Annotated in this window: 17 protein-coding genes; 6 read left to right on the top strand and 11 right to left on the bottom strand. The window is 60.9% G+C overall.

All coding sequences use genetic code 11. From position 1 onward, the window contains the following. The first annotated feature begins 13 nt into the window (after nt 1-13). On the top strand, nt 14-2542 hold the full coding sequence (locus AC1UK9_RS04480) for a PepSY domain-containing protein (protein ID WP_482579588.1): 2529 nt from the start codon (nt 14-16) through the stop codon (nt 2540-2542). A 127-nt stretch (nt 2543-2669) separates the two neighbouring features. Here AC1UK9_RS04480 and AC1UK9_RS04475 read toward each other — a convergent pair whose 3' ends face one another. From AC1UK9_RS04475 to ptsP, 4 genes are all read right to left on the bottom strand, one after another. Continuing rightward, on the bottom strand, nt 2670-4211 hold the full coding sequence (locus AC1UK9_RS04475; protein ID WP_482579587.1) for an alkaline phosphatase D family protein: 1542 nt from the start codon (nt 4209-4211) through the stop codon (nt 2670-2672). Nucleotides 4212-4379: 168 nt separating this feature from the next. Beyond that, the gene (locus AC1UK9_RS04470; protein WP_482579586.1) at nt 4380-6113 is read right to left on the bottom strand and encodes a PTS fructose-like transporter subunit IIB; all 1734 of its coding nucleotides are present in this window, start codon (nt 6111-6113) and stop codon (nt 4380-4382) included. Between the two features lie 11 nt (nt 6114-6124). Further along, the gene (gene pfkB, locus AC1UK9_RS04465) at nt 6125-7066 is read right to left on the bottom strand and encodes a 1-phosphofructokinase (protein WP_482579585.1); all 942 of its coding nucleotides are present in this window, start codon (nt 7064-7066) and stop codon (nt 6125-6127) included. After that, the gene (ptsP, locus tag AC1UK9_RS04460) at nt 7066-9927 is read right to left on the bottom strand and encodes a phosphoenolpyruvate--protein phosphotransferase (protein WP_482579584.1); all 2862 of its coding nucleotides are present in this window, start codon (nt 9925-9927) and stop codon (nt 7066-7068) included. Before ptsP ends, pfkB begins: the two co-directional genes overlap by 1 nt. Nucleotides 9928-10233: 306 nt before the next feature. Here ptsP and cra point away from each other — a divergent pair, with 306 nt between their 5' ends. Further along, complete coding sequence (gene cra / locus AC1UK9_RS04455) at nt 10234-11229, top strand: catabolite repressor/activator (protein WP_025110441.1); 996 nt, start codon at nt 10234-10236, stop codon at nt 11227-11229. 3 nt (nt 11230-11232) lie between these two features. Then, nucleotides 11233-12009: a TatD family hydrolase gene (locus tag AC1UK9_RS04450; protein WP_482579583.1), complete on the top strand. Its 777-nt coding sequence runs from the start codon at nt 11233-11235 to the stop codon at nt 12007-12009. Here the strand turns inward: AC1UK9_RS04450 and AC1UK9_RS04445 are convergent, their stop codons facing one another. The 5 genes from AC1UK9_RS04445 to AC1UK9_RS04425 form a co-directional block, all read right to left on the bottom strand. Next, nucleotides 12010-12399, bottom strand: coding sequence for a hypothetical protein (locus AC1UK9_RS04445; RefSeq protein ID WP_025110443.1), 390 nt, complete (start codon nt 12397-12399; stop codon nt 12010-12012). It abuts the gene before it with no gap. Nucleotides 12400-12636: 237 nt separating this feature from the next. Then, nucleotides 12637-13341, bottom strand: a complete 705-nt coding sequence (locus AC1UK9_RS04440) for a methyl-accepting chemotaxis protein (protein ID WP_482580451.1) — start codon at nt 13339-13341, stop codon at nt 12637-12639. Nucleotides 13342-14863: 1522 nt separating this feature from the next. Then, nucleotides 14864-15703, bottom strand: coding sequence for a regulatory signaling modulator protein AmpE (ampE, locus tag AC1UK9_RS04435; RefSeq protein ID WP_482579582.1), 840 nt, complete (start codon nt 15701-15703; stop codon nt 14864-14866). Continuing rightward, nucleotides 15700-16260 (bottom strand): 1,6-anhydro-N-acetylmuramyl-L-alanine amidase AmpD, encoded by a 561-nt coding sequence (ampD, locus tag AC1UK9_RS04430; RefSeq protein ID WP_473015964.1) that lies wholly within the window; start codon nt 16258-16260, stop codon nt 15700-15702. Before ampD ends, ampE begins: the two co-directional genes overlap by 4 nt. A gap of 64 nt (nt 16261-16324) precedes the next feature. Further along, nucleotides 16325-18511: a DUF1631 domain-containing protein gene (locus AC1UK9_RS04425; protein ID WP_482579581.1), complete on the bottom strand. Its 2187-nt coding sequence runs from the start codon at nt 18509-18511 to the stop codon at nt 16325-16327. Between the two features lie 387 nt (nt 18512-18898). Here AC1UK9_RS04425 and nadC point away from each other — a divergent pair, with 387 nt between their 5' ends. Next, nucleotides 18899-19747, top strand: coding sequence for a carboxylating nicotinate-nucleotide diphosphorylase (gene nadC / locus AC1UK9_RS04420; RefSeq protein WP_025110448.1), 849 nt, complete (start codon nt 18899-18901; stop codon nt 19745-19747). A 51-nt stretch (nt 19748-19798) separates the two neighbouring features. On the opposite strand, the gene AC1UK9_RS04415 is transcribed toward nadC, so the two are convergent. After that, the gene (locus AC1UK9_RS04415) at nt 19799-20098 is read right to left on the bottom strand and encodes a DUF6388 family protein (RefSeq protein WP_473014451.1); all 300 of its coding nucleotides are present in this window, start codon (nt 20096-20098) and stop codon (nt 19799-19801) included. A 276-nt stretch (nt 20099-20374) separates the two neighbouring features. On the opposite strand from AC1UK9_RS04415, the gene AC1UK9_RS04410 reads away from it, so the two are divergent. Beyond that, complete coding sequence (locus AC1UK9_RS04410; protein WP_473014450.1) at nt 20375-20869, top strand: hypothetical protein; 495 nt, start codon at nt 20375-20377, stop codon at nt 20867-20869. A 195-nt stretch (nt 20870-21064) separates the two neighbouring features. Next, nucleotides 21065-21280 carry a hypothetical protein gene (locus AC1UK9_RS04405; protein ID WP_482579580.1) on the top strand — a complete coding sequence of 72 codons (216 nt, stop codon included), beginning with the start codon at nt 21065-21067 and terminating at the stop codon, nt 21278-21280. On the opposite strand, the gene AC1UK9_RS04400 is transcribed toward AC1UK9_RS04405, so the two are convergent. Then, nucleotides 21281-23176, bottom strand: coding sequence for a hypothetical protein (locus AC1UK9_RS04400; RefSeq protein ID WP_482579579.1), 1896 nt, complete (start codon nt 23174-23176; stop codon nt 21281-21283). It lies immediately after the preceding gene. Between the last annotated feature and the right edge of the window lie 53 nt (nt 23177-23229).

The raw sequence follows: 23229 nt of genomic DNA, 5'->3' as shown, positions 1-23229 counted from the left end.
CAAGGCGAGCGACGTGTTGAAGAAAACCCTGTTCCAGCTGCACTGGTTTTTTGGCATCACTGCCGGGCTGGTGCTGGCCCTGATGGGCATTACCGGTGCCGCCTATTCGTTTCAGGACGAAATTCTGCGGGCGCTGAACCCGTCGGTATTGCAGGTGGAAAAACAGGTCGCCGGCGTCCTGCCTCCAGTCGAGCTGGTAGAGCACATCGAAGCAACCTCCGGCAAAAAGGTCTCGATGCTCTGGGTCGAGACTGACAGCGGCAATGCTGCGCGCGTCTACTTCACCCCGCCCAAAGGCGAGCGCCGTGGCGAGATGCGCTATTTCGATCCGTACACCGGCGAGTTCATGGGCGACGCCGTAGGCCAGGATTTCTTCGGCCTGATGTTGCAACTGCACCGCTTCCTCGCCATGGGCGATACCGGGCGAAACATCACCGGCGCGTGCACCCTGACCCTGTTGTTCTTCTGCCTCTCCGGGCTGTACCTGCGCTGGCCACGACAGTGGAACAGCTGGCGCGTGTGGCTGACCCTCGACGGGAAGAAAAAGGGCCGCAGCTTCAACTGGGATTTGCACTCGGTGGCCGGCACCTGGTGCCTGCTGGTGTATCTGCTGCTGGCATTGACCGGATTGTCCTGGTCGTACGAGTGGTACAACAAAGGCCTGACCAAACTGCTTTCCGATGCGCCGCAAAACGAGCGCGTGCGCGGCGGTCGCGGCCCGGCGCCGGAAGGCCCGGCACCAACCGCCGACTACGCGGCAATGTGGAGCAGCATCTACAGCGCGGCCGGCCCGGGCCTGTCGGCCTACAACATCCGTATGCCGCCAGTGGCCGGGCAACCGGCGACCGTGTTCTACCTGCTCGACAGCTCACCGCATGAGCGCGCCTTGAACCAGATCACCCTCGACCCGGTCACCGGCATCGTCAAACGTGTCGATCGCTACGCCGACAAGAGCTTCAAGGCGCAGTTGCTGACCAGCATTTACGCGCTGCACGTCGGCAGCTATTTCGGGCTCGCCGGACGGATCATCGTCACCCTCGCCGCCTTGTGCATGCCGCTGTTTTTCATCACCGGCTGGTTGCTGTATCTGGATCGTCGGCGCAAGAAAAAGCAGATTCAGGACGCGCGCAAAGGCCTCGAACAACCGGCTGGCAATGCACCTGGATGGCTGATCGGTTTCGCCAGCCAGAGCGGTTTCGCCGAGCAACTGGCGTGGCAGACTGCCGGACAATTGCAGGCCGCCGGGTTGCCGGTCAAGGTGCAGCCATTGGCGGATGTCAGCGCGCAGGATCTGTGTGAATCGAACAACGCGCTGTTCGTGGTCAGCACCTTCGGCGACGGTGAAGCACCGGACAGCGCTCGCGGCTTCGAACGCAAAGTCCTGCGCAACGCCGCGAGCCTCGATGGCCTGAACTACGCGGTACTGGGTCTGGGTGACCGTCAGTATTCGCACTTCTGCGGCTTCGCCCGACGCCTGCATCAATGGTTGAGCGAGCACGGCGGCAAGACCCTCTTCGCCCCGGTCGAAGTCGACAGCGGCGACCCGTATGCCCTGCGTCACTGGCAGACTCAACTCGGGCTGCTCACCGGGCAAACGCCAGTCGACACCTGGCAAGCGCCGAGTTACGAAAACTGGACGTTGGTGCGCCGCGAACGGCTGAACCCCGACAGCAGTGGTTCGCCGGTTTACCTGTTGGGCCTGAGCGCACCGAGCACCAGCAGCTGGCTGGCCGGCGATCTGGTGGAAGTACTGCCGCGCAATTGCGCATGGGCGGTCGAGCATTTCCTCGACGGCCTCGGCATTCGTGGCGAAACCAGCGTGAAGATCAACGGCCTCGAAGAGCCGCTGGAAGTCGCCCTCGCCTCGCGTCAGTTGCCGGAGCACCGCGCCCATCTGGTCGGCCTGCACGCGCAGGCGCTGGTCGATGCGATGGTGCCGCTGGCGATGCGCGAGTACTCGATTGCGTCGATCGCCGCTGACGGAGTGCTGGAGCTGATCGTGCGTCAGGAACAACACAGCGATGGCAGCCTGGGCATCGGTTCCGGCTGGCTGACCGAGCACGCCCCGGTCGGCGGCAGCATCAGCCTGCGCGTGCGCCGCAACAGTGGCTTCCACCTGCCGAACCAACCAGTGCCGATGATTCTGCTGGGTAACGGCACCGGTCTTGCCGGGTTGCGCAGCCTGCTCAAGGCGCGCATCGCCGACGGCCAGCAGCGCCACTGGCTGCTGTTCGGCGAACGTAATCGTCAACACGACTTCCTCTGCCGGGCAGAGCTGGAAGAGTGGTTGATCAATGGCGATCTGGCCCGACTGGACCTGGCGTTTTCACGGGATCAGGCGCAGAAGATTTACGTGCAGGATCGCCTGCGCGAATCCGCTGACGAGCTGAAGCAATGGCTGGCTGACGGTGCGGTGATCTACATCTGCGGTAGCCTTCAGGGCATGGCCGCCGGCGTGGATCAGGTGCTCAACGACATCCTCGGCACCGCCGAAGTCGAACGCCTGATCGAACAGGGCCGTTACCGCCGCGACGTTTACTGAGATTACTCACCTTCCTGAGGGAGCGGGCTTGCTCGCGAACGCGGTCTGTCAGCGGAGTCGATGTCGACTGACATGACGTCTTCGCGAGCAAGCCCGCTCCCACAAGGAAGTTGCAGTGCCGGTTAAATCACACCGGTTGCAACTTCTGTTCAAACACGCTCACCCCATTCAAATCCCGCAACACCACGCTCATCTCCCCGCTCTGCCCCTCAATATTCACCTCGCCAAAAAACTGAAAGCCGGCAAACGGTGAGGCGTTCTGCGTTGGCGGTGCCTTCTGGAACACCACTTCCGGGCCAAAGGTCTTGTCCAGCGGATTGGGGCCGAAGCTCCCGGCATTCAACGGCCCGGCGACAAACTCCCAGAACGGTTCGAAATCCTGAAACGCCGCACGATCCGGGTGGTAGTGATGCGCCGCGCAGTAATGCACGTCGGCGGTGAGGAACACGAAATTGCGCACTTGCTGCGCCCGCAGAAAACCGAGCAGCTCGGCAACTTCCAGTTCACGCCCCTGAGCCGGGCCGGGATCGCCGTTGGCCACTGCTTCCCAACGCGCCACGCCCGGACTGACTTCACCGTCCGGCACACCGAGGCCGATCGGCATGTCGGCGGCGATGACCTTCCACTGCGCCTTGGAGTGCTTCAGCCCACGCTTGAGCCAATCCAGTTGCTCACGCCCCAGGAACGGTTTCGCCGCGCCGAGATTGTCGTCATTGGCGCCGCGATAGCTGCGCATGTCGAGCACGAATACGTCGAGCATCGGCCCATAGCTGAGCTTGCGATAAATCCGCCCGCCACCGTCGGCCGCCTGCAGGCGCATTGGCGAATATTCGAGCCAGGCTTTGCGCGCACGGCCAACCAGGGTGTGGATATCTTTTTCCTGATAACGCTCGTCGAGTTGTTTGCCCGGCGACCAGTTGTTGACCACTTCGTGGTCGTCCCACTGCCAGATCTGCGGCACTTCGGCGTTGAAGCGGCGGATGTTTTCGTCCATCAGGTTGTAGCGGTAGTTGCCGCGATAGTCGTCCAGCGTCTGGGCGACTTTGCTCTTGGCTTCGGTGGTGAGGTTGCGCCACACGCGACCACCTTCGGTGGTCAACTGCGCCGGCACCGGGCCGTCAGCGTAGATGGTGTCGCCGCTGTGGATAAAGAAGTCCGGCAGGCGCAGGCGCATGGATTCGTAGATGCGCATGCCGCCGATGTCCGGGTTGATGCCGAAGCCCTGGCCAACGGTGTCACCGCTCCACACAAAGCGGATGTTGCGCCGCGCGGTCGGTGCGCTGCGCAAGTGACCGAGCCACGGTTCGCTGGCGACGCCGGTTTGTGCGTCCTTGAAATACACCCGATAGAAAATCGCCTGATCGGCGGGCAGCCCAGTGAGTTCAACCCGTGCGGTGAAATCCGTGCGCGCATCGGCCAGTGGCGAGACCACACGGCGCGGGTGGCGAAACTGGCTGCGGGTGTCCCACTCGACCACCATCCGCGCAGGACGGTCGCTGCGGCTCCAGATCATCGCGCGGTCGCCTTGCAGGTCGCCGGACTGCACGCCGTCAGTCAGTTGTGGTCGATCCTTGACCGACGCGATCACCGCCGGCGCCAGCCCCGGCATCAACAGACCGGCACCGACCACTTGCATGACGCGCCGCCGACCCGGATTGAAATCGCTCATGGTGTTCTCCCTGAAAAAAGGAAAACTTAAGCACGGGATGATGAATCCGGCATGACAACGCCTCCCCCTGTGGGAGCGGGCTTGCTCGCGAAGGCGTCGTGTCAGTCGATATTTCTTTGACTGACATACCGCTTTCGCGAGCAAGCCCGCTCCCACAGAGGATCGGTGTCAGGCTTTGGCAGGTTCCATCGCCAGTTCCACGGCTTCCGGGCGTTTGACTGTCGCGTAAACCACCGCCGTCAACAGACTCCCCGCCACAATCGCCAGCAGATACAACAACGCATGATTGATCGCATTCGGAATCGCCAGCACAAACAGACCACCGTGTGGCGCCATCAGTTTGCAGCCGAAGTACATCGACAACGCCCCGGTCAACGCACCACCGGCGATGCTCGCCGGGATCACCCGCAACGGGTCTTTGGCGGCAAACGGAATCGCCCCTTCGGAGATGAAGCACAGTCCCAGCACCAGCGCCGCTTTACCGGCCTCGCGCTCGGTCTGGGCGAACTTGCGCCGGGCGATGAAGGTGGCGATGCCCAGCCCGATCGGCGGCACCATCCCGGCGGCCATGGTCGCGGCCATCGGCGCGTAACTCTGCGACGCCAGTAGCCCCACCGAGAACGCATACGCCGCCTTGTTGATCGGCCCGCCGAGGTCGACGCACATCATGCCGCCGAGCAACACGCCGAGCAGGATCGCGTTAGTGGTGCCCATGCTGTCGAGGAAATGCGTGAGCGCCGCGAGCATGCCGGCGACCGGTTTGCCCACCACGTAAATCATCACCAGCCCGGTGATCAGGCTGGCGAACAACGGGATGATCAGGATCGGTTTCAGCGCTTCGAGGCTCTGCGGCAATGCCACGTAACGACTGATCAGCCTGGCCGCATACCCGGCGATAAACCCGGCGACGATACCGCCGATGAAGCCGGCGCCCAACGTGCTCGCGAGCAAGCCGCCGATCATCCCCGGCGCCAGGCCCGGACGGTCCGCAATCGAGTAGGCAATGTAACCGGCCAACAACGGCACCATCAGCTTGAACGCAGTCTCGCCGCCGATCTGCATCAGCGCCGCCGCCAGCGTGCCCTCTTCCTTGAACGCGGTAATGCCGAAGACGAACGACAACGCGATCATCAAACCACCGGCCACCACCATCGGCAGCATGAACGACACCCCGGTCAGCAGGTGTTTGTAGACCCCGGTTTTCTCTTGCCTGGCCGGCGCCTTGCCGTCATTCGCCGCGCTCTCCACCTGAGCTTCGGCGAGGGCTTTTTTCAGCGTCGCTTCAGACTGCTTCAACGCAATGCTGGTGCCGCAGCGATAGATTTTCTTGCCGGCGAAACGTTCGGTGGCGACTTCGATATCCGCCGCCAGCAACACCACATCGGCCTCGGCAATCGCCGTCGCGCTGAGCGGGGTTTTCGCGCCGACCGAGCCTTGGGTTTCGACGTGCAGTTCATAGCCCAGACGCTTGGCGGTTTGCTGCAACGCTTCGGCGGCCATGAAGGTGTGGGCGACACCGGTCGGGCACGCAGTGATCGCAACGATGCGCGGCGCACGTTGTGCAGCGGCTGCCGGGGCGGCGTTGGTGGCAACGTATACTTGCGCCTCTTCAGCACCACGGCGCAGCACCGCGTCGATGTCCTGCAGCGCCTGCGCCGGGGCAATACGGAACACCCGCTTGCCGACAAAACGCGTCATGTCGACGTCGCCGGTGGTCACCAGCAACACCCACTCCGCCGCGGCGATGGTGGCGGCTGACAGTTCACGTTCAGGGTGCGCCGCATCCACCACCTCGACGCTGGTGCTCCAGCCCTGACGCTGAGCCGCGGCGTCGAGCAGACGGGCGCACAGCACACTGGTGACCATGCCGTTCGGGCAGGCCGTGACAATGGCTAACTTCATGACAAACCCTCTTATTGTTCTGTCAGGGGACGCACGCGTACGCCCTGTTCGAGCTGCGCCAGTTGCGCGGCGTCGTTGATGCCGAAACCAATCTGCGTCACCGCCATCGCGGCAATCGCCGTGGCGCTGCGCAAGGTTTGCTCGGGCGTGTCGGCACTGAGCAAACCGTGGAGCATGCCGGCCAGCAACGAGTCACCGGCACCCACCGTACTGGCGACCGCGACCTTGGGCGGCGTGGCATGCAGCGCCGAACCGACGCTGAACCAGTTCACACCGTCAGCGCCGTGGGAAATCACCACATGCTCGATACCCTTGGCATGCAGGCACGCCGCTGCCTGCGCTTCGGCGGCGTGCGAAACCACATCGCAATCGAGCGCATCGGCGAGTTCTTCGGTGTTCGGCTTGATCAGCCACGGGCGCGCTTCAATGGCTGCGCGCAAGGCTTCACCGCTGCTGTCGAGGGCGACTTTCATGCCGAGCCCGTTCAGCCGTTCGATCAGTTCGCGCAACCACTGCGCCGTGACGCCACGCGGCAAACTGCCGGCGACCACCACCGCGTCATGCCCCGGTGCAATCTGTACCAGACGCTCGAGCAACGCCTGCTGCGCCGCCGCGTCGACCATTGGCCCCGGGCCGTTGATGTCGGTGATGCGGCCGTCGCGCTCGGCGACTTTGATGTTGCTGCGCGTCTCCCCCGGCACACGGATGAACGCGTCGACAAAGCCGCGCCGGGCGAACAGGGTTTCGAACGCCTGCAGATTGTCTTCGCCGAGAAAGCCACTGACCGTCAGTTGATGCCCGAGGTCAGCCAACACCTGCGCAACGTTCACGCCCTTGCCGGCGGCATGGGTGTGCATCTCGTCGCTGCGGTTGACCTGACCGGCCTCCAGACGTGGCAGCTCGACCGTGAGGTCCAGCGCCGGGTTGAGGGTCAGGGTGAGAATCTTGGCCATTACAGGGCCTCCACTAATGCACGCACTTCGTTCGCGCTGCCCACGGTGAGGGCTTGTTGAGCAAGGGTTTGCGCCTGGGTCAGGCTGAGTTCGCGGATGCGTGCCTTGACCTCGGCGATGCTGCGCCCGGACACACTCAGCTCATCGACGCCGAGGCCGACCAGCACCGGCACTGCCAGCGGGTCCGCCGCCAGTTCGCCGCACACGCCGACCCATTTGCCATGTGCATGCGCGGCGCGCACGGTGATGTCGATCAGTTGCAGCACCGCCGGGTGCAGGCCATCGGCCTGAGCCGAGAGCGTCGGGTGCCCCCGATCGATGGCCAGGGTGTATTGGGTCAGGTCGTTGGTACCGACGCTGAAGAAGTCGACTTCCTTGGCCAGTACCGGCGCCAGCAACGCGGCGGAAGGCACTTCGATCATGATCCCCAGTTGCAGATCAGCGACCGGAATTTCCACACGCAGACGCTCAGTCATGTCGCGGGCCTGACGCCACTCTTCAACGCTGCCGACCATGGGGAACATGATGCGCAATGGACGGTTGTCCGCCGAACGCAGCAAGGCGCGCAGTTGCGCCTCCATGATCTGCGGACGCTGCAACGTGAGGCGAATGCCGCGCACACCGAGGAACGGGTTTTCTTCCTTGGCGATCGGCCAATACGGCAGCGGCTTGTCGCCGCCCACATCCAGCGTACGCACCACCAGCGGCCGCCCGGCGAGGCCGTCAAGGACGCGGCGGTATTCGGCTTCCTGAGTCGCTTCGTCCGGCGCCTGCGGGTGCGCCATGAAAATCAGCTCGGTGCGCAGCAGACCAATGCCTTCGGCGCCCTGCTCCACCGCCGCGGTGACACCGGCGCTTTCACCGATGTTGGCGAACACCTCAACGGCGTGACCGTCAGTGGTGTGCGCCGGTTGATGACGTTGTTCGGCGGCAGCCTTGAGGCGCTGCTCGCGGGTGTCGCGTTCTTCGGCGGCGCGCTGCAGGGTCGCGGCATCGGCGTCGACGTGCAGGCGACCGCGCTGGCCGTCGAGCAGCAACGGCGTGCCCGACTTCAGCAGTAACACCGCCGCGCCGGCGCCCACCAGCGCCGGAATCCCGAGGGCACGCGCGACGATTGCACTGTGCGCCGTGGCGCCACCACGAGCGGTAAGAATCCCCGCCACACGCGCCGGATCGAGCCGTGCAACGTCCGATGGCCCGACTTCGTCCATCACCAGAATGTACGGTTGCTCCGGTTCGCTCGGCGTCTGCACACCGCAGAGTTGCGCCAGCACCCGGCGACCGATGTCACGCAGGTCTGCCGCCCGTTCAGCGAGCAACGCGTCCTGCAGCGATTCCTGTTGTCTGGCCGCTGCCTCGATCACCGCCATCCACGCGGCTTCGGCGCTCTCGCCCTGCTTGAGGCGAGTGTCGACTTCGTCGGTGAGCTCCGGGTCGTCGAGCATTTCCTGATGGGTGATGAAAATCTCGCGGATGGCTTTGGCTTTACTGCGTTCGATCAAACCCTGAATGTCGCTGCGCACATCGCTCAGCGCTTGCTTGAGGCGCTCGCGTTCGATGGCGGCGGAGTCGCCGCGCAACGGATAATCGAGGGTTTGCTGCACCTGAATATGCGCAGGCCCGATAGCGATGCCCGGCGCGGCAGGAATCGCCTGCAACTGCGCGCCGGACGCCGGGGCGACCAGCACTTCGGCGATATCGGCAATGACTTCGCGCGGCTGGCTCACCGCTGGCAACGGCTCGACTTCTTCACCGAGGCCTTCTTCGATAGCGGCCAGCAGGGCCGGCAAGGCGTCGGCGGCGATGCTCGGTTCGGCGATCAATTCCAACACCTGACCACGACGGGCACCGAGGCTGAGCAGCTTGCTCAGGCTCTTCACCGACACGGCGCTGTCCTGGCCGTCGACGATGCGCAGGCGAATTTCGCCGTCAAAACTCTTCGCCAGTTGCGCGAGGATCTTCGCCGGGCGCGCGTGCAGACCGTGCGCGTTGGCCAGTGCAATACGGGCGCTCGGCCAGTCGGCCGGCAGTTCACCGCCGAGCACTTCGAGGACTTTGCGGCTGCTGGTGGCGCGGCCCAATTCATGGCCGCGACCTTCAATCAGCAACGCGCACAGACGTTCGAGCAGCGCCTGATGCGCTTCACCGAGACTGGCCAGGCAGAACAGACCGCTGAGCGGCTGGCCGAGGTAGCGCATCGGTTTGTCCGGGGTGACGAACGCCAGGCCCGGACGCTTCACGGTCTGCTCGCTGTGCAGCCACCACAGGCCATCGCCCAGCGGCAACGCTTCGACTTGCTGCAACACAGCGGCAAAGCCGTTGCTCACACAATCGGCCTGACGCAACAGACGCGCGCCACGCCAGACCAGCTCTTCGAAATCGTCAGCCGACACACCGAGGCCAATCATCTGCGCATCGAGCGCCAACTCCTGCGGTGCGCCTTGCAGCAGTTTCAGCAGTGCCTCAGGGGAGCTGGCGCGACGCAGGGCCTGGCCCAGATCGGTCTCGCCGAGGGCGCGGGTCAGCAGTTGCAGCAGGCGCAGGTGTTCGTCGGATTTGGCCGCGATGCCGATCGCCAGATAAACGATCTGCCCATCCCCCCAATCCACGCCCTCGGGAAACTGCATCAGGCGCACGCCGGTGGCGAATACCTGATCACGGGTTTCCGGAGTGCCGTGGGGGATGGCAATACCTTGACCGAGAAAGGTCGAGCCCTGGGCTTCCCGGGCCTGCAAGCCGGCGAGGTAGCCATCGGCAACCAGACCATCGGCCACCAGATGATTGGCGAGCAATTGCAGGGCGGCGGGTTTATCCACAGCCGACTGGCCCATGGATATCTGCTCTATAGTGAGCTCGAGCATGCGATCTCCTTTTTGGCGCCTGATGACGCCAGGTATTGTTTTGAATTGTTTGCAGCTTAGGCGCTGTGGGCCATCCTTTTCAGGGGCAGTTTTGGCGGTTTCACGGCAGAACCGGCCAAAGGCGTCTAAAACGTAGAAAATACGCTTGCTGAAACGTTTAATCTAGATTGATCGGCACGTTACTCGATAATGTCTCATCCTTGAAGTCCAACTTGTCGGATGCGCTGCGACAATAGTCGTCTGCCCTAATCGGGTAGGATTGGCGAAAATGTCGGGGCTAGCTCGAAAAAACAAGGAAATACCGGGTTGAAACTCAGTGATATCGCGCGGTTGGCCGGAGTGTCCGTGACCACCGCCAGCTACGTCATCAACGGCAAGGCCGAACAGCAGCGCATCAGCAACGCCACGGTCGAGCGGGTGCGTGCGGTCGTCGAACAGCACGGCTTCACACCCAACCCGCAAGCGGCCGGACTGCGCAGTCGGCACACGCGCACGTTAGGCTTTATTCTGCCGGATCTGGAAAACCCCAGTTACGCGCGAATCGCCAAACTGCTGGAGCAAGGCGCACGTGCGCGCGGCTATCAGTTGCTGATCGCCAGCTCCGATGATGCCCCGGACAGCGAACGCCAGTTGCTGCAACTGTTCCGCGCCCGCCGTTGCGATGCGCTGATCGTTGCCAGTTGCCTGCCGGCCGGTGATGACAGCTACCGCCAGTTGCAGGCCAAGGGCTTGCCGATCATCGCCATCGACCGGGTCATGGAGCCTGAGCATTTCTGCTCGGTGATCAGCGATGACCGCGAAGCCAGCCTGCACCTGACCCAGAGCCTGCTCGACCCGCAGCCCAAGCAGATCGTGCTGCTGGGCGCGCGCCCGGAACTGAGCATCAGCCAGGAACGTGCAGCCGGGTTCAAACAGGCCCTCGTCGACTTCAAAGGCGAAGTGCTGGTCGAACACGCCGAGTCCTTCAGCCGTGAATGCGGCAAGCAGTTGATGGAAGAACTCCTGCAGCGTCTGGGGCATTTGCCGGACGCACTGGTGACCACCTCCTACGTGTTGCTGCAGGGTGTGTTCGATGCGCTGCATGATTTCCCGCTCAAATCCCGGCCGCTGCGTCTCGGCACCTTCGGTGACACGCAGTTGCTGGACTTCCTGCCGTTGCCGGTCAACGCCATGGCCCAGCAGCACCAGTTGATCGCCGACAAGGCGCTGGAACTGGCGCTGGCCGCCGTCGAGCAATCCGAATACAAACCTGGCGTGCAGGCCATCGCCCGTACGTTCAAGCAGCGCATTCACCGGGACTGAGCCGTGGAGCTGATCGACAGCCACACCCACCTCGACTTCCCCGACTTCGATGCCGATCGCTCGGCGTTGCTCGTCGAAAGCCGCGCCCTGGGGGTGCGGCGGATGGTGGTGCTGGGGGTCTATGAGGGCAACTGGCAACGGGTGTGGGATCTCGTGCAGAGCGATGCCGAGTTGTACGCGGCATTCGGTCTGCACCCGGTGTACCTCAATCAGCATCGTGCGCAGGATCTGACCACGCTGGGCGACTGGTTGACCCGCCTGCGCGGCCATCGGCAGTTGTGTGCGGTGGGCGAGATCGGCCTGGATTACTTCATCGAAACCCTCGACCGCGAGCGCCAGCAGGCGCTGTTCGACGCGCAGCTGCAACTGGCGGCGGATTTCGATCTGCCAGCGCTGATCCACGTACGCCGCAGCCACGCCGCGGTGATCGCCACACTCAAGCGCTACAAACTCAAACGCGCCGGCATCATCCACGCCTTCGCCGGCAGCCGTGAAGAGGCACGGGAATACATCAGACTCGGTTTCAAACTGGGCTTGGGCGGTGCGCCGACCTGGCCACAAGCGCTGCGCATGCATCGGGTATTAGTGGATCTGCCGCTGGATTCGATCGTGCTGGAAACCGACTCGCCGGACATGGCTCCGGCGATGTTCCCTGGCCAGCGCAACAGCCCCGCTCACTTGCCGGCGATCTGCGCGGCACTGGCCGAGTTGATGAATATCAGTGCAGAGCAACTGGCGGCAGCCAGCACGGCCAACTGCGGCGAAGTGTTCGGCTGGTAATCAGTCGGCGTGGGCCTTGGCGGTGTCGAGGACCAAGGTCATGTGCTGGCGATGGTGAACAAAACGCAGCAGCGCGAAGTACACGAAAAGCACGATCAGCGAGGCATTCAGCTGTTCAGTCACGCTGAGCAATCCGATCCACTCCATGACCAGCGCCACCAGTAACGCGGTGCACACCGTTACCGACGCACTGAAGCGCAACAGTCCCAGCGAATCGAGGGACTTGAAGCGCTTGATCTGTTTCGGGCAGCGCAGCTCCAGGCTTTTCTGGCAGTGCGCGCAGGTGAACGGTTCATTGATTGCAATGGCATTGAGTTGCCACGGTTTGAGCAGTTGCGTGGTCTGGCAATGAGCACAACGGCCCTGGACTCCCAGGGTTGCAACGGACATGAGCGGCCTCCTCGACGCAATCATCGGAACTGGGATACTGGCTCATTAATGACGAAACGCCAGCCGCCGAAAGAAAACAGGATTTGGCTTACAAGCGTAAGTATCAAAGCATTACAAAATGTTCTGACATTACCGCCCTTGCAGGCGTGAGCCTGCTCGCAATAGCGGTGTATCGGCCGACAACGGTGCCTGCGACAGATCGCATTCGCGAGCAGGCTCGCTCCCACAGGAGGCAACTCAGACGCGGAAGGCGCTGATCAGTTGCTTGAGCTCCACCACCTGCGCCGACAGCGCCCGGCTGGCGTCCTCAGTCTGATGCGCGCCATGGGCCGTACGCTCGCCGGCGCGGTTGATCTCGACGATGTTCTGGTCGATATCGTGCGCCACAGCGGTCTGTTGCTCAACGGCAGCGGCGATCTGCTGGTTCTGATCGACGATCATGCCCACCGCACCCAGGATATTTTCCAGCGCCTGCTGAACCTTTTCCGACTGCCCGACCGTGCCGTTGGCCATCTGATGGCTGACGCCCATGGCCTTGACCGCAGCACCGACGCCACCGTGCAGCTTGGCGATCATCTGCTCGATTTCTTCAGTCGATTGCTGGGTGCGCTTGGCCAGGGTACGCACCTCGTCCGCCACCACAGCGAACCCCCGGCCCTGCTCACCGGCGCGGGCCGCTTCGATGGCCGCATTGAGCGCCAGCAGGTTGGTTTGCTCGGCGATGCTCTTGATCACTTCCAATACACGGCTGATCGACTGGCTGTCACTGGCTAACTGGTTGATCACCAGCACTGACTGATCGATCTCGCTGGCGAGCGCGGCAATGCTGCCCTGCTGCGATTCCACCAGTGTGCGGCCACTGATGGTTTCGTCATTGACGCTGTGCGCGCTGCTCACCGCTGCCGCCGCGCTGCGCGCCACTTCCAGCGAGGTCGCCGACATCTGGTTCATCGCGGTGGCCACTTGCTCGATCTGCGTGCGCTGTCCGGCCACGGCCTGATTGCTTTGCGCGGAGACGTTCTCCACCTGCCCGGCCTGACGCTCGACTTCACCCACGGTGTGGCCGACCCGCTCGATCAGATCGTGGATCTTTCTCACGGTGCCGTTGAACACCTCGCCCAACTCGCCCAGTTCATCACGACTGTGGGCGACGAAATTGACCGTCATGTCACCGGCCGCGACCTTGTCCATCATGGCGCCCAGACGCTTGAGCGTGGTGCGGGTCGACGCGTAGAAACCACCGTAGAGATAGAAAATCAGCACGAACACCACCGACAACGCCACGGCCTGCAGGACCATGTGCGTGCGGTTCTGCGCCAGGCGCTGCTGCAGTTGAGTATCGAGAAACTTCAGGGTCGCGTCATTGAGCTGATAAGTCTTCTCCATCAGCCCGGTGACCTGGTCGTAGAACGCTTGCCATGGAGTATCGAGGGTTTCAGCCACCACGACTTTCTCTTCAAACAGTTCACTGGCCTGTTTGAGCGAAGCCTTGCTGCTGTCGGCCTGCGCACTGAGGCCTGCGCGCGCAGCTTTGCTGGAATCGAGGGCATCCTGCAGTTTCAGCGCGTATTCGGCCTGGAGCTTTTCGATCTGTGCCAGCAACTCGTCAAACCGGGTGCTCGACGAACTGTTGAGAAAGCCCTGGCCCAACGAATAGGAACCGATGGCCCGGCCTTCACCGAGAGTCTGGGTCACAGCGGGGGTAATGGTGGTGACCAGCTCGCTGAGCTGACGGATGTCGCCCTGATTGTCACGGCTCAGACCGGCTTGACTGGCGATGATCTGGCTGAAGATCTGCGCGTTGCCGAGCAGCTTGCCGATCATAGCGCTTTTGCTTTGCAGCGAGTTTTCCGCCTGCTGGGCCTTGAACGCGCTGATCATTTCATCGCGTTTGCCGTCAAAAACCTTGATCTGCTCGGGATCCTCGGTCGTCGCCTTCAGGCTTTGCAGACGTGAAAGGACGGTTTGTTCCAGGCTGTTGATCTGCGACTCGAGATCGTCGGCCTTGCCGGACTGGCCGAGGATGACGTTGATCTGCACCCGGTTATTGAGGGTTTCCAGATCCCGGCGCAGGGTCAGGCTGCTGCCCAACAGATCGAGGCTCTGCAACTCGACCCGGGTGCCCTGGAATTCGCGATAGGAATCGCGCACCAGATAGAAATTGGTCACCAGCATTGGCACCAGGAACAGCACGCTGATCAGGCTGAACTTCATGCCGAAGCTCAGACGGTTCATCAGCGAGACGGCGGGATAGAGCAAGCTCTTCACTGGAAGTCTCCCTTGGCTTTTCTTGTTTTTATTGGCAGGCGCAGGACGACAGCAGATAGCCACTATCGGGCGCTGTCTCTGTATAGCTCAAATCGAGGGGAGGTTTTGTAACTTAAGGTTAACGGCTACGCGGCGCGGGCCATACACCTGCGCAGAGGGGGCAAGCCCCTCTGCACAATGCACTTCATTGAAGGAATCAGTGAACCAGCACTGTCCACAAGGCAAATCCGGCATACCACAACACTGCCGCGCGCAGCAGCAGTTCCCACAGGCAATCGAGGGTGTTGATGCCTTCAGGCCCGACCACTGGCGGCGGGATCTCACCGGCGGCCAGCCCGACCTTGTTGATCAGTTGCGCAGCACTGATGTTCCAGTTCAGCAGCTCATGCAACATCACCCGGCTGACCGCAACGAAGTTGCCGACCAGAGCCAGACTGGCAGCGAGCAAGCGCACCGGCACCCAGTCGAAGGCGTGGCGCAGCTGCCCCGCTCTTTCCACCAGCGCCGGATTCTGGCCGTACTCTTGTGCCAGCGCCAGCAAGCGATAAGCCAGCGCCGCCACCGGACCGAGCACGAAATACCAGAAAATCACCGCGAAGAAGCTCTGATAGGCCTCCCACAGCAGATGACCCTGGACCCGATCCAGCAACTGCTCGCCGCTGTCGGCGCAGATATCCAGATCACGCTTGGCCACATGCGCGGCGGCTTGCAGGTCTTCGCGGCGCCAAGCATCACGAAACGGCCCAAGCCCACCCAGCAGATCACCCCGGCCTAGGGCGTAAATCACCACCAGCACGTGCACCGGCAAGGCCAGCAAACCGTAAGCAACCGGCTCCAGGACCAGCAGCAGCAAGGCGAGCAGCGCCACCGGCAGCAACACCAGAATGGTCAGCACCAGCCATGGCCGCTTGGCCAAACGCTCGCTGGTTTCGAGTTTGTGCAGTTCGCGGATCCATCCGCCATCGCGTTGAACCCGATGGCGCAGGGCCGAGAATTTCTCGATCCAGACCGCCAGCAGTAACACCAGAAAACTCATTGTCCTTCCTCTTGTGCCAGGGCTGCGCGGTAACGCGCCCAGTCGAATGCCGGGCCAGGATCGGTCTTGCGCCCGGGTGCGATGTCGCTGTGCCCGCAGATACGAGCGCCGGTGATAGCCGGAAATGCGCCTTGCAGCTGACGGGTCAGCGTGGTCAACGCTTGATACTGCGCATCGGTAAATGGCAGATCATCGGTGCCTTCGAGCTCAATGCCCACGGAAAAATCGTTACAGGTTTCGCGGCCTTCGAAAATCGACACGCCAGCATGCCACGCCCGTTCAAGACAGGAGACAAACTGGGTGACCTTGCCGTCACGTTCGATCAGAAAATGCGCGGAGACGCGCAAGTCGGCGATCCCTGCAAAGTACGGATGCTCGGTGACATCCAGACGGTTCTGGAAAAATTCCTGCACCTTGCCGGTGGCGAACTGCGCCGGCGGCAGGCTGATGTTGTGGATCACCAACAGGGAAATTTCGCCCGCAGGGCGTTCATTGAAGTTGGGCGATGGGCAGACCTGCACCCCGTGACACCACCCGCTAGCGGGATCCAACTGCATACCGATTCCTTCAACGCCGACTGTGTTGACGCCCAGTATGCCGTGATCGGCCCCCGGCGCGCGATCACTTGCCGCGATTGAGTCGCCGCAGATTGCCAAGCACCGACTCCAGCGCCCGGTCGAACAGCAAGGTGTCGTCCAGCGCCCGCACCGCGCCGCGGCGGAACTCCATGGCCAGGTCGACGCGGCTGCGCTCCAGCACTTTCATCCCGGTGCGGTCGACGAATACGTATTTGCCGGTGGTTTCAATGATGGCCGCCAGCTTGCAGCGCAGACTGTGCTCGTCGTCCTCCTGGAACGCGACCCAACTGCCCAGGCGCAATTGCTCCACTTGACGCAGCCCAGCGTCATCATGGGCAAGGCCTGTCGGATTCAGGCTGCTCGAGCCTTCGTCGGCGGTTCGCAGGACAATGTGCTGCGATACCTCGACCAACGTCGCTGCGTCGGTCGGGGCCTGCTCGGCAGCGGGTTCAAGTACCCGCACATGCAACGCTTCGAGCTCGCTGAAAAATTCGCTGGTGGCAAACGGATCGAACGCCGAACTGCTCAGGCCGTCACGCAGTGACTTGAGCAACCCCGGCACCAGCGCCAGCAAACGCAGGCCCGCGTCCGCCTCGTCATGCCGTTGAACGCTCCAGATCAAGTGCTCCATGGTCTGCACATCTGCCTGCCATTCAGCGGACTGATCGCCATGCTTGAGGCACGTCAGCAGCAACACCTTGCTCCAGGCATCGCGCGCGAACGTCACCACCGCCGGCGGCAGGATTTTACCCAGCAGCACCTGATTCAACGCCTGTTCGACTCGCTGGCGCGCCAGTTCGGTTTTCGCCCGGCCCTCTTCGGCATCACGCAAACGCTGCTCAAGCAATTCACTGCGTCGACGCTCATCGCCGGTGAAGGCCAGGAAGTCGGCGAGCAATTCGGAGAAAATCGCCGGATCGTCGACAAAATCGCTCAGCAAGCGCTGCACCACTTGCTCGATGCGCAGGTACAGGCTGTCTCGCGCCTCACCGCTGCAGTCGCCCCAGCTCATGGCCGCATCGGCGATTTCATTGAGCAGGCGTCGCGCCGGATGGCTGCTGCGGCTGAAAAAGCTTTTGTCGAGCACCGCCACCTTGAGCATTGGAATCTGCAGACGGGCGATCAATGCCTTGAGCGAATCAGGCAGGTTGCGGTCCTCGAGGATGCAATCGAAGACCATCGCAATCAGATTTATCACGTCCTCGTCGGCGCCGTCGACGATGCGCGACTTGCCGCTCCTGACGCTGACCCGCGTCAGCAACTGCTCAAGCTGATTGCGCAGATCGAAGTCGTCCTGCGCCGTCAGCGCCGGGACATATTGCTGCAGGTGCGAAAGCAGGCGCAGCAGGTCGCGGGTGCTGATCGGTTGCGTCGCAACGCTCGGCTCCAGGGTCGGCGCGACGCTGCCACGCACATGCAAGAGCAGCTCCTGCAACGCGGCGAAGACTTCCTGCACACCTTCGTCGGCGGGCGCAGGCTCATCGCTTTCTTCGCTGCTGATACTGGCCGCAGCACGCTCGATAGCCCGCCGCGCCGGAGGCGGCTGCAGCTCGGGCAACACGCCGGTAGCGATCAGCAATTGATTGGCCTCGGCGTACAACTGCTCGGTGTCGGCCAGCACATAGCGCTCGAACAGCTTGAGCAGGATCAGCTTGACCTTGATCTCCACGCCCAGGTTACGACCGGCCTGCAGAAAATACTCGCAGAGCATCATCGGGCCGAGCGGGTTGTGCTGATCGTCGATGTGTTTGCCGAGCAGCGCGTTAAGCCGCGCCGTCAGTTGATCGAGGGCAAAGCGGTCACGCTTGAGCACCCGGCCGACCATGGTCTCGACCGCCACGCTGCGCTCCATGTCGTCGGTACGCGGTGCCGATTCCTCGAACATCAGCGTATCGGGCAGTGCGGGCTGTCCGACGTCGTATTGAATGAGGCCGACAAAGGCTTCGAAGAATTGCTCGAGAAAACCGCGCTCGATGTTTTTACGCTTCAGGCGCAGGTCGCGCATGGCTTCGAAAAAGATGTTCTGTTCGACGTCGTTGCGCGCCCGGTCGGCCATCTCGAACAGGGTGTCGTCGGCGTTATCGAACAACTCCTGCAAACCATGACGCAGTTGCTGGGCAGCCTTGTCGCGGACCTGAAGCAGAATCACAGGCAGGCGGGCGAGCGGCGAGTGATTCGCCTGATCGGTAGCGGCCTTGTGCAAAGGCACTACATTCCCGTCTTTGTGCATCCAAGCCTCCTGAAACGGTGATTCTACTGGTCGACACAAATCCCTGTGAGAGCGGGCTTGCTCGCGAAATCGATCTGTCAGCAACACTATTGGTGAATGCCACGCCGCATTCGCGAGCAAGCCCGCCCCCACAGGTCTCAATGTTACTGGCCATCGTAGACGTCAAACCTATGACGTCAAATGCAAGGCGGATTATCTTGCAAAACCTGCCCTGGGCGCCAGAGGCGTCAGGGTTTCCCCTATGCCTGCAACACCTTCCAGTGACCACAAATAACGCTGCATTGCTCACGGAAAATCGACCAGATGCAGTCACGCACGCGCGTTCTCGCCTTGGGTTGGCTCCTGCCATACCCCTATAATCGGCGCACTTAGTTTGTGGAGCCCGTTATGCCGAATCTACGTCTCGCCGATTTGACCGCCGAAATCGAAGCCAACGTGCGCCGTGCGTTGCTCGAAGACGTCGGCAGCGGCGACATAACCGCGCAACTGATCCCCGCCGAACGTCTGGCCAAAGCCACCATCATCACCCGCGATGACGCCGTCATCTGCGGTACGGCCTGGGTCGACACTGTTTTTCGTCAACTCGATCCGCGTGTTGCGGTGCATTGGCAGGTGCGTGACGGTGAACGGGTCAAACCCAACCAGCCGCTGTTTCATCTGGAAGGTCCGGCCCGTTCGCTGCTGACCGGCGAGCGCAGTGCGCTGAACTTCCTGCAACTGCTGTCCGGCGTGGCAACGCGTGCGCAGTACCTGGCAGACTTCGTGGCGCAGACTCAGGTCAAGTTGCTGGATACCCGCAAGACCCTGCCGGGCCTGCGTCTGGCGCAGAAATACGCAGTGACCTGCGGCGGTTGCCACAACCACCGCATCGGCCTCTACGACGCGTTCCTGATCAAGGAAAACCACATTGCCGCCAGCGGTGGCATCGCGCAGGCCATCGCCGCCGCGCACAAGATCGCGCCGGGCAAACCGGTGGAAGTCGAAGTGGAAAGCCTGCAAGAGCTGAAGGAAGCGCTGGCTGCCGGTGCCGACATCATCATGCTCGATGAATTGAGCCTGGACGACATGCGCGAAGCCGTACGCCTGAACGGCGGCAAGGCCAAACTGGAGGCCAGCGGCGGGATCAACGAAAGCACGCTGTTGCCGATCGCCGAAACCGGGGTGGATTACATCTCGATTGGCGCGATGACCAAGGATGTGAAGGCGGTGGACCTGTCGATGCGCCTGAGCCTCTGAGGCCGTCACGCAATAAAAAACGCCAGCCCGGTTGAGGCTGGCGTTTTTGTTTCAGACCACCAGATTGTTCATCTCGCAGTACTCTTCCCACTCGACACCCAATACTTCGGCCGCCTCCTTGTGCAGTATCAGACGCTGCGCCTCGAACTCTTCAGGGGTGCTGGTGTACTTGAGCGTCAACTCCCATGGTTGCAGGCCCTGGGCTTCGGCTTCGTCTTCGAACGCCCACTGGATCTGGTCTTTCTGATCATCGGGACTGAGATCCTTGATCTCTTCCAGCAGTTGGGGCGCATCGAGCTTGTACTTTTCCAGCGCTTGTTCGTGGCGTTGTTCTTGAGTTAATTCGGTCATGGCGTTCTCGCTGATCGTAAGAATGGAAGATGGATCTGGATCATCAAGGATCTCTCTGACGCGGATTGTCCGGCCTTCGGAACCATTCGGGATCATCTGAAAACTGCTAAGCGATGCTCATGCAGGCATCGAATATAGGACGTTTGCATGACGAATTACACGGCTCTTTACATCTCTCGCACAAAAAGTTGACCTGCGGAACATAAATCCGGATTCCAAGTCATAGCGTTGTGCCACTTCGGCACTCACCCTCGCTGTTCACAAGGAAAACCAGTGATGCGCAGCTTTTCGAAGATTTGTTCCGTCGTGTCTGCCAGTACCTTGCTCGCCGCTCTGCTGCTACCGGCAAGCGCCATGGCGCTTGAACTGAGCTCCAGCAGTTCGTCCTATGGCGACAAGGTTTCGCTGATTCACAACGATTACGGCAAGGATGTGGTCATCAAAAGTGATATCAGCATCGATGAACTGCAAAAGATCCGCGATACCGTCCGCGACCAGTCACGCCAGATTGAAGACCTCAAACGCAGCAGCGGTTCGAATTCGAACTCCAGCAGCAAGGAAATCGACGACCTGAAGAACAAGGTCAAGGATCAGGACCGTCAACTGGATACTCTCGGACGCCAGGTCGAAGACCTCAAGCGCAACAGCGGCTCGAGTTCGAATTCCGCCAGCAGCGAAATTTCCAGCCTGAAGCAGAAAATCAACGATCAGGATCGCGCCATGGATCAGCTCAAACGTACCGTCGAGGACCTGAGCCGCAAGGTGAAATAAGGGAAATGGTGCCCGAGACAGGAATCGAATTTAACCAGCTTTAGCTAACGATCACTGGGCTTTATGGAACAGAAATGTTTCTGATGGACTATTCAGTGTACTTTTTTACTCTTGCTGGGCGTCTCGACTCGTCGATATCAGAGTGATACGTTGCCACCCACAAATGACCTGCAACCACTATACATGGAAGTCACCATGCATCCTCTCGCCCTCCGCCGCCAATTCGAAACCCACTCCGGTATCACCGGTGAGGATCTTCGACACAGCACCATCAACCCTGACGAATACGAAAAACCGGAAACGCAGGGCCAGTGGCTTGGCTGGAAAAAGCACGCAGCCTACCTGGATCAGCAGGAAGCCGCGATTGCCGCCGATGATGCGGCCGAGGAATGGTTGAACAATCAGATCTAATCAGTCCAATGGCCAGCTCGCATCAAAAGTTGCATATACAGCGGCGGTCGGGAAGTGCGTCGTGCTGCTCAAATATGGCGCGGTCACAACCCCGGATGGATTGATCTGACCAATGGTTGTATTGCACGCCACCGCCGAGCTTGTAAATACTGTCATGTTGAACTGTCGCAACGCTGGAGTCAGCGGAGAGATCATCGGGTTTGCCTGATAGAATTGCTCGGCGCCTGGGCGCGATGCGGCTGCCGGAATGGTTACAGAACCACGGAATCGAACTGCGCCGCCCTCAACCCAGCATCGCGCCGCGTCACCGTTCGCGGTGCCCCATCCGCCGCGATAGTTCGATCCTGCTCCGGTGTTCACTGAAAGCCTTGCAATGTAAGTCCCGATTCTCCACCCGCGAGGGTTTGTTCCGCTTGGAGAGATGGAGACTCCGGTGGGTACCCCGATGTTGTAGGCCTGAGTCGCGACGATCTTGCCGGCAGTAAACACGCCGCCAAGCTGAATCGAATCGTCCAGGTTGAACGCGATCAGGCAGCTCGTAAATATTTCGCCAAAATGAAACCCAAGGTTGTCTGCAGAGATCCGAATTGAGCGACCGCTTGCCGACCCGGTGACCTCAACCGTGGCAATCGATGCTTGCAAAATAGGGCCGTCAGAAGTCACGCCGAACGACAGAGGGTTTTCGGCATTGACGCTGATCAGGTTCACATCGTTGATTGGGTTGGTTGATGTGCAGAAGAACCCAAGCCCCGCATCGAAACCTTTAGTCTTGATGACACCGCCATAGATTTGTTGTAGTTGCGCATCTTCGGCATAGACGAAAACACCGACAGTTCCAGGCAAAGATAGGCCTTCGTCATCTGCTGACAGAAATCCTAAATCGGTGCGTCCTTGAATTGCGTAACTGTTGGACTTTATTTGAATTCCGCTTTGAGAATTCTTATATCCATAACAGTTACCCATGTACCCATTCTGGCATTTGTTTACAACGCCAACAAATCCCTGATAGCCATGAAGTTGGTCGTATTCATAGCCGATGATATTTTCCAGAAGAATCGCATGCACAAGATCAGTTGGCGATTTGCACAGTGCGGAAACTTCTTTCACGATAACATTGGTCTGTGGCGAACCGGTTTTGCTGATCACAAAACCGTCCATCGCGGTACCACCATTCAGATCAAGGCACGCCTGATTACCACAATCCACACCAAGGTCGTAAACGCGCAGGTTTCGGCCATTGATATGGAAGGTCCCACGAATGACCGTGCCGCCAGACATAACCAGCCGGCCAGCATCAGGAGTAGGACGGCCAACGCCACGAATTGTGATGTTATCGCGGGTGTAGGCGCCCCCAGGCTTGCCGATATATGGCCCCGGACCAAGTTGGAGCGTCCAGCCTGCCGGCGTTCCGGCGATTGCTCGCTCCAGCCATGTGGCCGCCGGAGTATCAGGGAAGTCATCGATGTGGCAGGTTTGCGAAAGTTTGTCATCGAGCGGTTGGAGGACAGAACCCACAAACGGGGCTTTGTAACCAACCATCACCCCGCCGAAAGCGCTGGTGATCTGCTGTAGACTACGCGTTACTCCGTTGAAGTCTGAAATGCTGATATTTGCGGCGGTGTTCTGCTGAGAATCTGGGATAATCTGATCCCAGATCAACACATCATCGGCAGTTTTAAGAACTTGCCGATATGCACCAGAGCCATAGATAGACGCCTCACCCCTTGCATCAAGAATCACAGGATTGGTATTTAGAACGGTCTGGGCGCTATCTTGCCAAGTGTCCTTAAGTGTATTGGTAGCAATGACATAAAAGAACACCTTGCCATTAACCAATGGGCGCCCGTTTGCATCGGAAAACGACTGTTTCCCGTTTTGCATTAGCAATCCGCTCATATGTTTTACTTCCTGGAGGACGAATGGAATCCATCACCCTGATTTGCATCAAG

The organism is Pseudomonas sp. AK-TSAG1-1, assembly GCF_056821665.1.
The sequence above is the reverse complement of the archived record's forward strand: the minus strand, read 5'-3'. Positions and strand labels throughout refer to the sequence as shown.

What these genes read in the sequence shown, in the direction of transcription:
- AC1UK9_RS04475 (WP_482579587.1), bottom strand. Translation starts at nt 4,211, where the DNA reads ATGAGCGATTTCAATCCGGGTCGGCGGCGCGTCATGCAAGTGGTCGGT.
- AC1UK9_RS04470 (WP_482579586.1), bottom strand. Translation starts at nt 6,113, where the DNA reads ATGAAGTTAGCCATTGTCACGGCCTGCCCGAACGGCATGGTCACCAGT.
- pfkB (WP_482579585.1), bottom strand. Translation starts at nt 7,066, where the DNA reads ATGGCCAAGATTCTCACCCTGACCCTCAACCCGGCGCTGGACCTCACG.
- ptsP (WP_482579584.1), bottom strand. Translation starts at nt 9,927, where the DNA reads ATGCTCGAGCTCACTATAGAGCAGATATCCATGGGCCAGTCGGCTGTG.
- AC1UK9_RS04445 (WP_025110443.1), bottom strand. Translation starts at nt 12,399, where the DNA reads ATGTCCGTTGCAACCCTGGGAGTCCAGGGCCGTTGTGCTCATTGCCAG.
- AC1UK9_RS04440 (WP_482580451.1), bottom strand. Translation starts at nt 13,341, where the DNA reads ATGTCGGCGACCTCGCTGGAAGTGGCGCGCAGCGCGGCGGCAGCGGTG.
- ampE (WP_482579582.1), bottom strand. Translation starts at nt 15,703, where the DNA reads ATGAGTTTTCTGGTGTTACTGCTGGCGGTCTGGATCGAGAAATTCTCG.
- ampD (WP_473015964.1), bottom strand. Translation starts at nt 16,260, where the DNA reads ATGCAGTTGGATCCCGCTAGCGGGTGGTGTCACGGGGTGCAGGTCTGC.
- AC1UK9_RS04425 (WP_482579581.1), bottom strand. Translation starts at nt 18,511, where the DNA reads ATGCACAAAGACGGGAATGTAGTGCCTTTGCACAAGGCCGCTACCGAT.
- nadC (WP_025110448.1), top strand. Translation starts at nt 18,899, where the DNA reads ATGCCGAATCTACGTCTCGCCGATTTGACCGCCGAAATCGAAGCCAAC.
- AC1UK9_RS04415 (WP_473014451.1), bottom strand. Translation starts at nt 20,098, where the DNA reads ATGACCGAATTAACTCAAGAACAACGCCACGAACAAGCGCTGGAAAAG.
- AC1UK9_RS04410 (WP_473014450.1), top strand. Translation starts at nt 20,375, where the DNA reads ATGCGCAGCTTTTCGAAGATTTGTTCCGTCGTGTCTGCCAGTACCTTG.
- AC1UK9_RS04405 (WP_482579580.1), top strand. Translation starts at nt 21,065, where the DNA reads ATGCATCCTCTCGCCCTCCGCCGCCAATTCGAAACCCACTCCGGTATC.
- AC1UK9_RS04400 (WP_482579579.1), bottom strand. Translation starts at nt 23,176, where the DNA reads ATGAGCGGATTGCTAATGCAAAACGGGAAACAGTCGTTTTCCGATGCA.